Below are 13,357 nucleotides of genomic sequence, written 5' to 3'. Positions count from 1 at the left end.
GCCTGGTTGGACAGATGACTGCTCGGGTTGCATCTGCTCGATCAGCCCTCGCATCACGTCTCGGGCCATGAACAGTGCAATGCGTCTAGTATCTATCCAATCGTCCGGGATGCGACAGCTATGCATGCGGGCATCGTTTCTTCGGCACGGCTTGAATGACATCTGCGCAGTCAGCGATCAAATGAAAAGATCGCGGTCGCCGTGAAACCAAGCCGCATCAGCGCTGCTGCATGCCACGCGGGCGGGGCCGCTGGGCGGGCGTGACGTTGGCCTGCACTTGTTCGCCCCGGCGCTGCACCAGAAAAGGTGCGGCCTGACCGGGTGTGAGAGCGGCGATGCGGGCCAACAGTTCGGACACGGTGCGCACGGGCTGACCATCGACTTGCACGATCACGTCACCGGGGCGGATGCCCGCGTTGGCCGCAGGCCCGTTATTGAGCACACCGGTGACTATCACGCCGGTGATGTCCTCGCCCCGCTCGGGCTGAACGCCAAAGGTTTGCGCCAACTCGGGCGTCAGCTCGCCGGGTTCTACGCCGATCCAGCCGCGCACCACCTGGCCGTGCTGCACGATGCTGTCGAGCACCTGCCGGGCGGTGGAAACGGGGATGGCAAAGCCAATGCCCATGCTGCCGCCTGAGCGCGAGTAGATGGCGGTGTTGATGCCCAGCAGGTTGCCCTGGGTGTCGGTCAGCGCGCCGCCCGAATTGCCCGGGTTGATGGCGGCGTCGGTCTGGATGAAGTTTTCAAACGTGTTGATGCCGAGCTGGTTGCGCCCCAGCGCGCTGACGATGCCGCTGGTCACGGTTTGACCGACACCGAACGGATTGCCAATGGCCAGCACCTGGTCGCCCACTTGCAGCGCGTCAGAGCTGCCCAGCGTCATCACCGGCAATTGGTCGAGCGTGATTTTCAACACCGCCAAATCGGATTCGGGGTCGGTGCCGATGACTTGGGCGGTGGTGCGGCGGGCATCGGTCAGCACCACCTCGATTTCGTCGGCGCTTTCCACCACATGGTTGTTGGTCAGCACGTAACCGTCGGCGCTCATGATGACGCCCGAACCCAGGCCTGTCTGCTGTTGCGCGCCCTGATCGCCAAAGAAGAAGCGGAACCACGGGTCGTTACCTGCCGGGTGCCGTGCTGTGGTGCTGGTGTTGATGCTGACCACCGCCGGGGCGGCCTTGCGTACTGCGGCGCTCAGGCTGCCGGGTGGGGCAGTGCCTGATGCGCCGGACGGTGTGGTTGGCGCTTCACGCACGACCGCCGTGCTGGGGGCGGTGGCCTGGTCGGGGCCGCGATCCAGCCATTGCGGTTTGAGGGTGAGCACGACGAACCACGCTGCCAGCAGCACGGTGACGGTTTGGGCAAACAGCAACCAGAGGCGTTTCATGAAAATCAGTGGGGGCGAACAAGGAATGGTTGAAATTGTAGGATCGGCGGCATGACCGCATCCAGCCCACACACTTCTTTACCTGCGGGTGCACCTGCGAGTGCTTCAACCGCAGGTGTTGAGCGCGCCGCGCTGGTGGCCGCTTTCGATGCCCAGATGCAGCCCGAGCGATTCAAGGACTATGGCCCCAATGGTTTGCAGGTGGAAGGCACGTCGTGCGTGCGCAAGATGGTCAGCGGTGTGACGGCCAGCCGTGCGCTGATCGACGCGGCCATTGACGCTGGTGCTGACACGATTTTTGTGCACCATGGCCTGTTCTGGCGCGGCCAGGATGGGCGGGTGACGGGCTGGATGAAAGAGCGCCTCAAGCGCCTGCTGGCGCACGACATCAACCTGCTGGCCTACCACTTGCCGTTGGACGCGCACCCCAGCCTGGGCAACAACGCACAACTGGGCCAGCGGCTGGGGCTGGTGGCCGACGGGCGCTTTGGCGAGCAGGATCTGGGCTTTATCGGCGCGCCTGCCGATCCCGCTGCTTCTGCGTTGGTCAGTCTGGAGGCTCTGGCCAATCATGTGCAGCAAGTGTTGGGTCGCCCGGTGGTGCAGGTGGGTTTGACCGTTGGCCCGATCAAGCGTGTGGCTTGGTGCACCGGCGGCGCACAAGGCTATTTTGAGGCCGCCATCGCTGCCGGGGCGCAAGCTTTCATCACTGGCGAGATATCCGAGCCGCAGGCGCATCTGGCACGTGAATGCGGCGTGGCGTTTTTGGCCTGCGGGCACCATGCCACCGAGCGCTACGGTGCGCCAGCCATGGCTGCGCACGTGGCGGCGCAACTGGGGGTGACGCACCAGTTCATTGATATTGACAACCCTGCGTGAGGCCGTAGCCCAAAGTCTATGTGCTCCTGTATGGATAGCTGCTTGTGCTTTATACATATGCGTTGGAGGCCATTTCAATGGTGAATGATGCAACGCTTGCCCCCATCGCCATTACCCAGGGTGATGCGGCAGGCATTGGGCCAGAGATCATCGTCAAGACTTTCCGCGATGTGCCTGATTTGACGCGCGGCTGTCTGGTGGTGGGCGATGTGGCCACGCTGCGCCGCGCCGCTGGTTTTGTGCGGGGTGAAGGTGGTGTGGCGATGCCCGTGGCCGAGTTGCAGGCGGCGGACGAAGCATGGACGGTGCCGCCGCGCTGCGTGCCGGTGCTGCCGGTCGCCTCACCTTCATCGCTGGTGCCGGTGGGGCAGGTCAGCGCTGCCGCAGGCCGTCTGGCGGGTGACTGCGTGGTGTGGGCCGCACATGCCTGCCTGCGGGGGGAGCTGGCCGCCATGGTCACCGCGCCACTGCATAAACAGGCGCTGGCCGCTGCGGGCGCGCCGTATGACGCTTACCCCGGTCACACCGAGTTGTTGCAAGCCGAATGTGCCCGCCATCTGCAACGCCCGGTGGTCGAAGTGCCGGTGCGCATGATGCTGGCCAACGACGAGTTGCGTGTGGTGCTGGTGACCATTCATCTCGGGCTGCGGCAGGCCATTGAGCAGATCACCCAGGCCAATGTGTTGAGCACCTTGCGCATTACGCACCAGTCTGTTGGGCGGGCGCTACACCGTACGCCGCGCATTGCGGTGGCCGGGCTGAACCCGCATGCGGGTGAGGGCGGCCTGTTTGGGCGTGAAGAGATGGACATCATTGCCCCCGCCATGGCCCAGGCGCATGCCGAAGGCATTGACGCGCACGGCCCCTATGCGCCGGATACGGTGTTCATGCGCGCGCGCCATACGGCCCAGCGTCCGGGCGAATTTGACGTGGTGGTGGCCATGACCCACGACCACGGGCTGATTCCAGTGAAATACCTGGGCGTAGAGCAGGGCGTGAATGTGACGCTGGGTTTGCCCCTGGTGCGCACCAGCCCCGATCACGGCACCGCGTTTGACATGGCAGGCACCGGGCAGGCCGATGCGTCGAGCTTGCTGGCGGCTATTCGCATGGCGCGCAGCCTGAGTGCTTGACGTAGTATAAAAAAACGCCCGTATCGCAAACCATACGGGCGTTTTACGCTACTTATTAAATAGCTTAAGGCGATGTAATTGTCAGCGCTTCAGGCTGTCTCGGATTTCGCGCAGCAGTTGCACGTCTTCCGGCGGTGTCTCAGGGGCCGGGGCGGGTTCTTCCTTCTTCAGGCGGTTGATCTGCTTGACCATCATGAAGATGACGAAGGTCAGGATGAGGAAGTTGACCAAGATGGTGATGAAGTTGCCGTAGGCGAACACGGCACCGGCTTTTTTGGCTTCCGCCAGTGTTAACCCAGCGGCCTGGCCCGCCAGCGGGATGTAGTGATTGGCAAAGTCCAGACCGCCAAAAATCTTACCCACGATGGGCATGATCAGATCACCCACGATGGAGTCGACAATTTTGCCGAACGCGCCGCCAATGATCACGCCCACCGCCAGATCCATGGCGTTGCCCTTGACCGCAAACTCTTTGAACTCTTGCATCATGCCCATAGGAAGTACCTGTTTTCAGGAAAAAGTTATGACGGGCGTCAGTATTGCTGCGGATTGACGGTTGTCAATCCCTGCGCATTCGTGCAGTCGATGGGGCTTTTTGTGGCGTAGGCTCCGCTACAATCGCTCGTTGACCCGCGAAGACATACAAGACACATCTGCGCGAAAAGTAAAACATGTCAGAGGACCGCCATGAGTGATGCATCCCCCAGCAACTTCACGCCTGTGCCATTGGACAGCAGCAAACGTACGTGGCTTTTAGCCTCAGGATGCGCGGGCGCTGTCGGTGCTGCTGCCCTGGCCACCCCGTTTGTGAGCAGCTTCAGCCCGTCAGAGCGCGCCAAGGCCGCGGGCGCTGCCGTGGAAGTGGATATTGGCTCCCTCCAGCCGGGCGAGAAGAAAGTGGTGGAGTGGCGCGGCAAGCCCGTGTGGATCTTGCGTCGCACGCCGGAGATGATGGCGTCACTGAAAAAAGTCGAATCCGAAGTGGCCGACCCGATGTCTGAACGCACGGCCTATCCCACACCCGAATACGCACGCAATGAAGAGCGCGCGCGCGCAGACCACAAGGAAGTGCTGGTGGTGGTGGGCATTTGCACCCACCTGGGTTGTTCGCCGGTGGATAAATTCCAGACTGGGGCGCAGCCTTCGTTGCCCGACAACTGGGACGGCGGCTTTTTCTGTCCCTGCCACGGTTCCACCTTTGACCTGGCCGGACGCGTGTTCAAGAACAAGCCGGCACCCGATAACCTGGAGGTGCCGCCGTACGTGTATTTGTCCGAGACCAAATTGCTGATCGGCGAAGATCAAAAGGCTTAAGAAAAAAGAGGCGGGTCCCACATGGCTGAATTCAAGGAAATCTCTCCCAACGCCCCTTTGGGGGCGAAGGTTGGCAACTGGTTCAACAACCGGTTTCCGACGGCGCTTGCCGAATACCGCAAGCACATGTCGGAGTACTACGCGCCGAAGAACTTCAACTTCTGGTACTTTTTTGGCTCGCTGGCGCTGCTGGTGCTGGTGATTCAGATCGTGACCGGCATTTTTCTGGTCATGCACTACAAGCCGGATGCGGCCAAGGCGTTCGAGTCGGTTGAGTACATCATGCGCGACGTGCCGGGTGGCTGGTTCATCCGCTACATGCACTCTACGGGGGCGTCGGCTTTCTTCATCGTGGTGTATCTGCACATGTTCCGCGGGCTGCTGTACGGCAGCTATCGCAAACCGCGCGAGCTGGTGTGGATTTTTGGCTGCGCCATCTTCCTGTGTCTGATGGCCGAGGCTTTCATGGGTTATTTGCTGCCCTGGGGCCAGATGTCTTACTGGGGGGCGCAGGTGATCGTGAACCTGTTTGCTGCCATTCCTTTTATTGGCCCTGATCTGGCGCTGCTGATTCGCGGCGACTATGTGGTGGGCGATGCGACGTTAAACCGCTTTTTCAGCTTCCACGTCATTGCCGTGCCGCTGGTGCTGATTGGCCTGGTGGTGGCGCACTTGCTGGCGCTGCACGATGTGGGATCCAACAACCCCGACGGCATCGAAATCAAAAAAGGCCCCAAAGGCAACCGCTGGTCGCCCGATGCGCCTGCCGATGGCATTCCGTTTCACCCCTACTACTCAGTACATGACATCGTAGGTGTGGGCGTGTTTCTGATGCTTTATTTCGCCGTGGTGTACTTCGCCCCGGAAGGTGGCGGCTACTTCCTGGAATACAACAATTTCATCCCCGCTGATCCGCTGGTCACGCCAGCGCACATCGCGCCAGTGTGGTATTTCACGCCGTTCTATTCGATGCTGCGTGCCACCACCGAAACCATGGTTCTGGTGCTCAGCCTGATCGTGCTGGCGGCAGTGGTGCTGGCCATTGCCAAGGGGGTGTTTGCGGGCATCTGGCGTGGTTTTGCTGTGGGTGCTGCCGTGGTCACAGTGGCTTTGCTGGGCGGCTGGAAGGCAATGCTGGGTTGGGTGGGTGTGAAGCTGCCCAACCTGTGGTTCATCAGCGGTTTTGACGCCAAGTTCTGGGGCGTGGTGGTGATGGGCGGTGCGGTCATCATCTTGTTCTTCCTGCCGTGGCTCGACCGCAGCCCGGTCAAGTCCATCCGCTATCGGCCTGACTGGCACAAATGGGTGCTGGCGGTGTTCGTGGTGTGGTTTGTGATTTTGATGGTACTGGGCATCATGGTGCCTGGCCCGATTTTCAGCAGCCCGTCGCTGGCCTGGCTGACCAATGAGTTGGTGGCCATGGTGGGCACGCTGTTCTATTTTGGTTTTTTCCTGCTGATGCCGTGGTGGAGCCAGTTGGGCACACCCAAGGCGGTGCCGGATCGCGTGACTTTCAAGCCGCACTGAAGCCAAGCAGGAGCAAACAACATGAATTTCCTGAAAAAACTGATTCTGGGCGTGGCATTGGGCGTGAGCTTGGGTGGCGGCGCTCATGCCGCTTCGGGCGGCATTGCATGGGACAAAGCCCCGGTGGACACCACCAATCTGGCTTCTTTGCAAAACGGTGCCAAGATCTTTGTCAACTACTGTCTGAGCTGCCATTCAGCGGCGTTCATGCGCTTTAACCGCTTGACCGATTTGGGGCTGACCGAGCAGCAGATCAAGGACAATTTGCTGTTTACCACCGACAAGGTGGGCAACACCATGAAGGCGTCGATTGATCCGATTCAGGCCAAGGCTTGGTTCGGTGCCAATCCGCCGGATCTGACGCTGATCGCGCGTTCACGCGCGGGTGCGGGCGGCACGGGTGCCGATTACATCTACACCCTGATGCGCACCTATTACCGCGATCCATCGCGTCCTACCGGGTGGAACAATCTGGCGTTTCCCAACATTGGCATGCCCAACCCCTTGTGGCAATTGCAGGGGGAGCGCGAGCCGGTGTTTGAAACCCGCGAAGAGCATGGACATGAAGCCCATGTGTTCACTGGTCAGTGGAAAGACGTGACAGCAGGCACCATGCCGCAGCAGGATTTTGACGAGACGGTGGGCGATCTGGTCAACTACCTACAATGGATGGGCGAGCCGACGCAGAATAAACGTGTCAAGATTGGCGTCGGCGTGATGCTGTTCCTGCTGTTTTTCACCTTCATTGCCTGGCGGTTGAACGCAGCGTACTGGAAAGACATCAAATAATTCATCATTGCTGTCTGACCCATCATCGGGTCAGGCGGTTGCAGAGTGGGGGTCAGCCACAGGTTTGGCGCGCTTCCCACTCTTTTCGTTTTTAAGGAGCTTTCCACCATGATGGTGCTGTATTCCGGGACGACGTGCCCGTTTTCTCATCGTTGCCGCTTTGTGCTGTTTGAAAAGGGCATGGATTTCGAGATTCGGGATGTCGACCTTTACAACAAGCCCGAAGACATTGGCGTGATGAATCCGTATGCGCAGGTACCGATTCTGGTCGAGCGTGATTTGATTTTGTACGAATCGAACATCATCAATGAATACATTGACGAGCGTTTTCCGCATCCTCAGTTGATGCCGGGCGACCCGGTGGATCGCGCGCGCGTGCGTTTGTTTTTGCTCAATTTTGAGAAAGAACTGTTCACGCACGTCAGCACGCTGGAAAGCCGCACCAAGGCCAATGAGAAAGCACTGGAAAAAGCGCGCGCCAACATCCGTGACCGATTGACCCAGATGGCCCCGGTGTTTTTGAAGAACAAGTTCATTCTGGGCGACAACTTTTCCATGCTCGACGTGGCCTTGGCCCCGCTGCTGTGGCGCCTGGACTATTACGGCATTGACCTGTCAAAGAATGCGGCACCGTTGCTGAAGTACGCTGAACGTATCTTCTCGCGCCCGGCCTATATCGAAGCACTCACGCCTTCTGAAAAAGTGATGCGCAAATAAGCGCGGTGAGGTCAACAAGGTTCTTGCCATGATGAATGCGCTTGAAACGGCGTCGACACGCCCGTACCTGATCCGGGCGCTGCACGAATGGTGTTCCGATGCTGGATTGACGCCTTATATTGCGGTATTGGCTGACGACACAGTGCAGGTGCCGCGCGAATATGTACAAAACGGCGAAATCGTATTGAACGTCAGCCTGGATGCCACCAGTGCGCTTGAGTTGGGCAATGACTTGATTTCATTCAAGGCGCGTTTTGGGGGCGTTCCACGCGACATCATGGTGCCTGTCGATCGCGTTATCGCCATCTACGCCCGTGAAAGTGGGCAAGGCATGGCGTTTCCGATGGTCGTGTCACCCCCTACTTCGGATCAGGACGCGACGGATGCGCCAAGCGATGCAGCGCTGCAAGCGGCCGGGCCACGCAGTGGCGTACAACTGGTGTCTGCGGCAGCTTCTGCCGAAGATGGCGAGCCTGAGCCACCATCACCGGCGCGCAAGCGTCCGTCGCTCAAAATAGTGAAATAACTGCGCATTCAAACAGCGTTTCAGGTTAGAGGCCGCGTTAGAATGCGCGACCGGAAGCCGCCTTAGCTCAGTTGGTAGAGCACCCGCCTTGTAAGCGGTAGGTCGTCAGTTCGAATCCGACAGGCGGCACCACATATATATCCTGAATTTGAATCAACCCGCAGGCCCCACAAGCCACAGCGGGTTTTCTTTTGGCCGACGCGGCAAGTTCATGCTTCAATCAGCGTCTACGCAGAGGATGTCAAGGTATGTGGGCGGCTGCGTCGGCTTTTATAATTCAAGGTTTTTCGTGTTCTCTGCCTAGCGCGCTTTTCAGCCATGCCTATTTATGCTTACAAGTGCAGCGCCTGCGGCTTTGCCAAGGATGTGCTGCAAAAGATGTCGGATGCGCCACTCACGGGGTGTCCTCAATGTGGACAAGCGGCTTTTGCCAAACAGGTGACGGCGGCGGGTTTTCAGCTCAAAGGTTCGGGCTGGTATGTGACCGACTTCAGGGATGGGCATAAAAGCAAGAGCGGTGCAGCCGCGCCCGGTGATGCTGCGTCTGGTGACACAGCGCCTGAGGGCAATGGCAATACCTCGGCTGACGCAGGTGTACCGGCAGCCAGTCCCGCACCTGCCGCAGCACCGGTGTCGGCCCCCGTCCCGACACCAGCAAGCAACAGCAAGCCAGAAAAGCAGACCTAACCAACGACTGTCGTCACCATGATGTCGCGCCTGCGCCAATACTTCATTACCGGCTTGCTGGTGTGGCTGCCCATGGGCGTCACGGTATGGGTGCTGTTATGGCTGATGGGCATTCTGGACAGCATTTTTCTGGGCGTGCTGGCTGCGCTGGAAGCGGTGCTGCCGGGTTTGGGCGGTGTGGCTGAACAGTTGCGCAACGTGCCTGGTCTGGGCGTGATTTTGGTGGCGGTGATGGTGCTCGTGACGGGCCTGGCGGTGGCCAACTTTGCCGGGCAGTGGTGGCTGCGGCAATGGGACAGGCTGATCACGCGCATCCCCGTGGTGCGCAGCATTTATTCCAGCGTGAAGCAGGTGTCTGACACACTATTTTCGGGTTCTGGACAAGCCTTTTCAAAAGCGTTGTTGATCCAGTATCCCCGCCAGGGTGCGTGGACGATTGCTTTTCTGACCGGCCAACCCGGTGGTGAAGTGGCGCAGCATCTGCAAGGCGATTTCATCAGCGTGTATGTGCCTACCACGCCTAACCCGACTTCAGGCTTTTTCCTGATGGTGCCGCGCGCGGATGTGGTGGAGCTGAAAATGAGCGTGGACGAAGCGCTCAAGTATGTGATCTCGATGGGAGTGGTCGTCCCTTCAGTGCGTGAACCTCGTTCAGGTGCGCTGCCGCCTGGTACTCAAGATCGCCTTCATGTGCCCTCAGTGGCAGGCGTGGCCGATGCGGCACTGGCCGCGCATCAGCACGGCCAGACACGCCCAGAGTCTTGAGTACTCTTTTCTTCTGTTTGTTTAAAAGTTATTTGCCATGTCCATGCGTACTCACTATTGCGGCCTTGTTACCGAAGCGCTGATCGGCCAAACCGTGACCTTGTGTGGCTGGGTCAACCGCCGACGCGATCACGGCGGGGTGATTTTTGTTGATCTGCGTGATCGCGAAGGTTATGTGCAGGTGGTGTGCGATCCTGATCGGCCTGAAATGTTCAAGGTGGCGGAAGACCTGCGCAACGAGTTTTGTATTCAAACTCAAGGCGTGGTGCGCGCGCGCCCTGAGGGCACCACCAACGACACACTCAAAAGCGGCAAGATCGAGGTGTTGTGTCATGAACTGAAGGTGCTCAACCCTTCGGTCACGCCGCCGTTTCAACTGGACGATGAAAACCTGTCCGAGACCACGCGCCTGACGCACCGCGTGCTGGATTTGCGCCGTCCCGCCATGCAGCACAACCTGATGCTGCGCTACCGCGTGGCGATGGAGGTGCGTCAATTTCTCGACGAGCATGGCTTCATCGATATTGAAACACCCATGCTGACCAAAAGCACGCCCGAGGGTGCGCGCGACTATCTGGTGCCCAGCCGAGTGCACGACGGTCACTTTTTTGCATTGCCGCAGTCGCCCCAGTTGTTCAAGCAGTTGCTGATGGTGGCCGGTTATGACCGCTATTACCAGATCACCAAGTGTTTTCGTGACGAAGACTTGCGTGCCGACCGTCAGCCTGAGTTCACGCAAATCGACATCGAAACCTCGTTCCTGGGCGAGCAGGAAATCCGCGATCTGTTCCAAAGCATGATCAAACACGTGTTCGCCAAGACCATGGACGTGGATCTGGGCGACTTTCCTGTTATGCCCTACGCCGAGGCCATGCACCAATACGGCTCAGACAAGCCCGATTTGCGCGTCAAGCTGGCTTTTACCGAGTTGACCGATGTGATGAAAGACGTCGACTTCAAGGTTTTCAGTGGCCCCGCCACCACCCCTGGTGGCCGTGTGGTGGCGCTGCGCGTGCCCGGCGGCGGCGAGATCAGCCGTGGCGAGATTGATGGTTATACCGATTTCGTGAAGATCTATGGTGCCAAAGGTCTGGCCTGGATCAAGGTCAATGATGCGGGCAAAGGCCGCGACGGCCTGCAATCGCCCATCGTCAAGAATTTGCACGACGCGGCCATCGCCGCCATTTTGGAGCGCACTGGCGCGCAAAACGGCGACATTCTGTTCTTCGGTGCCGACAAGAAAAAAGTAGTGAACGACGCCATCGGCGCACTGCGCCTGAAGATTGGGCACAGCGACTTTGCCAAAAAGTCGGGCTTGTTTGAAGACCGCTGGGCACCACTGTGGATTGTGGATTTCCCCATGTTCGAGTACGACGACGAAGCCCAGCGCTGGAACGCCGTGCACCACCCGTTCACCGCACCCAAGGACGGCCACGAGGACTATATGGACACCGACCCCGGCCAGTGTGTGGCCAAGGCGTATGACATGGTGCTCAACGGCTGGGAGCTGGGCGGTGGCTCGGTGCGTATCCACCGCGCCGAAGTGCAAAGCAAGGTGTTCAGTGCGCTCAAAATCGGGCCTGAAGAAGCGCAGGCCAAGTTCGGCTTTCTGCTCGATGCATTGCAATACGGCGCACCGCCGCACGGTGGACTGGCCTTTGGCCTGGACCGGTTGGTCACCCTGATGACCCGTGCCGAGTCGATTCGTGATGTGATCGCTTTCCCCAAGACGCAGCGTGCGCAAGACCTGCTGACGCAGGCCCCCAGTCTGGTGGATGAAAAGCAGTTGCGCGAGCTGCATATCCGCTTGCGCAATCCGGCGGCTGTTTGATCAAAGGGGCTTGTCGGCGGCACGTTGGTGTCCCAAGATTGGGCTTGGCGCTGCAAGGCAGCATCCGGCGCATGGCTGGATAGGGTCTCTGCTACGATGAGTTTTAACTTTAAAAGGACAACCCATGAACACTTCTGATTTCACTGAAACAGCGGTTGAAACCAAAGAACAGCTGGTGGCCAACCTGCGCCGCGTGATCGCGGATGCTGAAGATCTACTGGCCGCTACGGCAGGCCAGACCGACAGCAAAATGGCCGACCTGCGCGCTCGTGCCAAAGAAAATCTGGCCGTAGCGCGTGAAAAACTGGCCGAAGTGCGCGCTGCCGGGCGTGACCGTGCCATTCAGGCGGCTGAAGCCACCGATCAATACGTGCACGACAACCCCTGGTCGTCCATTGGCGCGGCCGCTGCGGTGGGCATGCTGATTGGCGTGCTGCTGGGTCGCCGTTGAAGGCGGTGGTGCTGCCCCGGCACGCCTTCTGATTCTTTGCACTGATTTTTCCGATGCCGTCTGCCGACAGCACCACAGCGCGCGTCAAAGGCTTGTTCGCCGATGTGTTCGAGCTGGCGCAGGTGCGCCTGGAGCTGTTCACGGTTGAAGCGCAACAAGAAGCATCGCGCCTGACCTGGCTGGCCGTGACGGCGGCACTGGCGGTGGTGTTCGTCAGCTTCGGGCTGATTTTCCTGGCCGTGTTCATGACCGTACTGCTGTGGGAGTCGCAACGCCTGCTGGCTTTGGGCGTATTCACGGCTTTGTTTCTGGGCGGTGGGGCTGTGCTGGCTGTTATGGCGCTGTACCGCGCGCGCCAGGCGGCCAACATGTTTTCAGCCACCCGTGATGAATTGCGCCGTGACCAGGAAAGGCTGCGCACATGAAGCCTGGTGACACCTTGAGCCTGGTGGCACGGCGCGAGCAGTTGCGCTTGCGTTCGGCTCAGTTGCGTGAACAGATTGCCGCGCGCACCAGCGTGCTGCAACCGGGGCTGCGGGCGGTTGATCGTGTGCGCCAGGGCGTGAGCACGGCACGCGATTTGCGCCACAACCATGCGCTGATTCTGCTGGGCGTGGCGGCGCTGGCGGGTGCCACGCTGGCTAGGCCCCGCGCCATGGTCAATCTGGGCTTGCGTGCCTGGTCGGGCTGGCAGGTGTTTCGCCGGGTGCAGCCGGTGCTGAACAGTTTTTTACGCGGATTGGGATAAGGTTGCGGCGCGTCAGGCGCGCATTCTGTCGCACCATGATGGCTGCACGATGACGATTGCCCCTTTACCTTCCAACGCTTTCAAAGTGCCGCAGTCGGTACTGGTGGTGATTCATACCGCTGCGCTGGACGTGCTGCTGATCCGCCGTGCAGATACAGAGGCTGATTTTTGGCAATCGGTCACTGGCAGCAAAGACACTCCGGACGAGCCGTTTGCGTTGACCGCTGCGCGCGAAGTGCTGGAAGAAACGGGCATCGACGCCAGCGCCCACGACTGCGCACTGACCGACTGGCAGATTGAAAACGTGTACGACATTTATCCGCGCTGGCGATGGCGCTACGCCCCCGGCGTGGTGCGCAATACCGAGCGCGTTTTTGGACTGCGGGTACCTGCCGCAACGGCGGTGCGCCTGAACCCACGCGAGCACACGCAATGGGGCTGGTGGCCCTGGCGCGAGGCGGCCGACCGCTGCTATTTGTCGCATCCCGGACGATTGGATAGATACTAGACGCATTGCACTGTTCATGGCCCGAGACGTGATGCGAGGGCTGATCGAGCAGATGCAACCCGAGCAGTCATCTGTCCAACCAGGCCCAT

The 13,357-nt window shown here is 59.7% G+C and carries 16 protein-coding genes and 1 tRNA gene; 15 read left to right on the top strand and 2 right to left on the bottom strand.

From position 1 onward, the window contains the following. Window positions 1-217 precede the first annotated feature (217 nt). Window positions 218-1,393 (bottom strand): trypsin-like peptidase domain-containing protein, encoded by a 1,176-nt coding sequence (locus ACK5NW_RS00560; RefSeq protein WP_416924299.1) that lies wholly within the window; start codon window positions 1,391-1,393, stop codon window positions 218-220. A gap of 51 nt (window positions 1,394-1,444) precedes the next feature. On the opposite strand from ACK5NW_RS00560, the gene ACK5NW_RS00555 reads away from it, so the two are divergent. Together ACK5NW_RS00555 and pdxA are read left to right on the top strand one after the other, a co-directional pair. Then, a complete protein-coding gene (locus ACK5NW_RS00555; RefSeq protein ID WP_416924298.1) occupies window positions 1,445-2,272 on the top strand; it encodes a Nif3-like dinuclear metal center hexameric protein in 828 nt (275 codons plus the stop codon). A 77-nt stretch (window positions 2,273-2,349) separates the two neighbouring features. Further along, window positions 2,350-3,405: a 4-hydroxythreonine-4-phosphate dehydrogenase PdxA gene (gene pdxA / locus ACK5NW_RS00550; RefSeq protein WP_416924297.1), complete on the top strand. Its 1,056-nt coding sequence runs from the start codon at window positions 2,350-2,352 to the stop codon at window positions 3,403-3,405. An 81-nt stretch (window positions 3,406-3,486) separates the two neighbouring features. Here pdxA and mscL read toward each other — a convergent pair whose 3' ends face one another. Then, window positions 3,487-3,900 carry a large conductance mechanosensitive channel protein MscL gene (mscL, locus tag ACK5NW_RS00545; RefSeq protein ID WP_416924296.1) on the bottom strand — a complete coding sequence of 138 codons (414 nt, stop codon included), beginning with the start codon at window positions 3,898-3,900 and terminating at the stop codon, window positions 3,487-3,489. A gap of 192 nt (window positions 3,901-4,092) precedes the next feature. Here mscL and petA point away from each other — a divergent pair, with 192 nt between their 5' ends. The 13 genes from petA to nudB all read left to right on the top strand — a co-directional run bounded on the left by petA (window position 4,093) and on the right by nudB (window position 13,268). Next, complete coding sequence (petA, locus tag ACK5NW_RS00540) at window positions 4,093-4,719, top strand: ubiquinol-cytochrome c reductase iron-sulfur subunit (RefSeq protein ID WP_416924295.1); 627 nt, start codon at window positions 4,093-4,095, stop codon at window positions 4,717-4,719. A 21-nt stretch (window positions 4,720-4,740) separates the two neighbouring features. After that, on the top strand, window positions 4,741-6,246 hold the full coding sequence (locus ACK5NW_RS00535) for a cytochrome b (protein WP_416924294.1): 1,506 nt from the start codon (window positions 4,741-4,743) through the stop codon (window positions 6,244-6,246). A gap of 30 nt (window positions 6,247-6,276) precedes the next feature. Beyond that, window positions 6,277-7,035 (top strand): cytochrome c1, encoded by a 759-nt coding sequence (locus ACK5NW_RS00530; RefSeq protein WP_416924301.1) that lies wholly within the window; start codon window positions 6,277-6,279, stop codon window positions 7,033-7,035. A 108-nt stretch (window positions 7,036-7,143) separates the two neighbouring features. Beyond that, a complete protein-coding gene (locus ACK5NW_RS00525; RefSeq protein ID WP_416924293.1) occupies window positions 7,144-7,752 on the top strand; it encodes a glutathione S-transferase N-terminal domain-containing protein in 609 nt (202 codons plus the stop codon). A 31-nt stretch (window positions 7,753-7,783) separates the two neighbouring features. Next, complete coding sequence (locus ACK5NW_RS00520; RefSeq protein WP_416924292.1) at window positions 7,784-8,278, top strand: ClpXP protease specificity-enhancing factor; 495 nt, start codon at window positions 7,784-7,786, stop codon at window positions 8,276-8,278. A gap of 56 nt (window positions 8,279-8,334) precedes the next feature. After that, window positions 8,335-8,410 (top strand) — tRNA-Thr (locus ACK5NW_RS00515). 186 nt (window positions 8,411-8,596) lie between these two features. Then, window positions 8,597-8,965: an FmdB family zinc ribbon protein gene (locus ACK5NW_RS00510; RefSeq protein ID WP_416924291.1), complete on the top strand. Its 369-nt coding sequence runs from the start codon at window positions 8,597-8,599 to the stop codon at window positions 8,963-8,965. A 21-nt stretch (window positions 8,966-8,986) separates the two neighbouring features. Further along, window positions 8,987-9,730 carry a DUF502 domain-containing protein gene (locus ACK5NW_RS00505; protein ID WP_416924300.1) on the top strand — a complete coding sequence of 248 codons (744 nt, stop codon included), beginning with the start codon at window positions 8,987-8,989 and terminating at the stop codon, window positions 9,728-9,730. A gap of 37 nt (window positions 9,731-9,767) precedes the next feature. Beyond that, complete coding sequence (gene aspS / locus ACK5NW_RS00500) at window positions 9,768-11,561, top strand: aspartate--tRNA ligase (protein WP_416924290.1); 1,794 nt, start codon at window positions 9,768-9,770, stop codon at window positions 11,559-11,561. A gap of 124 nt (window positions 11,562-11,685) precedes the next feature. Beyond that, on the top strand, window positions 11,686-12,012 hold the full coding sequence (locus tag ACK5NW_RS00495; RefSeq protein WP_416924289.1) for a DUF883 family protein: 327 nt from the start codon (window positions 11,686-11,688) through the stop codon (window positions 12,010-12,012). Between the two features lie 53 nt (window positions 12,013-12,065). Next, window positions 12,066-12,437 carry a phage holin family protein gene (locus ACK5NW_RS00490; protein ID WP_416924288.1) on the top strand — a complete coding sequence of 124 codons (372 nt, stop codon included), beginning with the start codon at window positions 12,066-12,068 and terminating at the stop codon, window positions 12,435-12,437. Then, window positions 12,434-12,760: a YqjK family protein gene (locus ACK5NW_RS00485; RefSeq protein ID WP_416924287.1), complete on the top strand. Its 327-nt coding sequence runs from the start codon at window positions 12,434-12,436 to the stop codon at window positions 12,758-12,760. The genes ACK5NW_RS00490 and ACK5NW_RS00485 overlap by 4 nt, the downstream gene beginning before the upstream one ends. 49 nt (window positions 12,761-12,809) lie before the next feature. Further along, complete coding sequence (gene nudB, locus ACK5NW_RS00480) at window positions 12,810-13,268, top strand: dihydroneopterin triphosphate diphosphatase (protein WP_416924286.1); 459 nt, start codon at window positions 12,810-12,812, stop codon at window positions 13,266-13,268. Window positions 13,269-13,357: the final 89 nt, after the last annotated feature.

The organism is Ottowia sp. (assembly GCF_047975795.1).
Classification (GTDB): Bacteria; Pseudomonadota; Gammaproteobacteria; order Burkholderiales; family Burkholderiaceae_C; genus Ottowia.
Note: the sequence above shows the minus strand (reverse complement) of the source record. Positions and strands in the feature narration are given on the sequence as shown.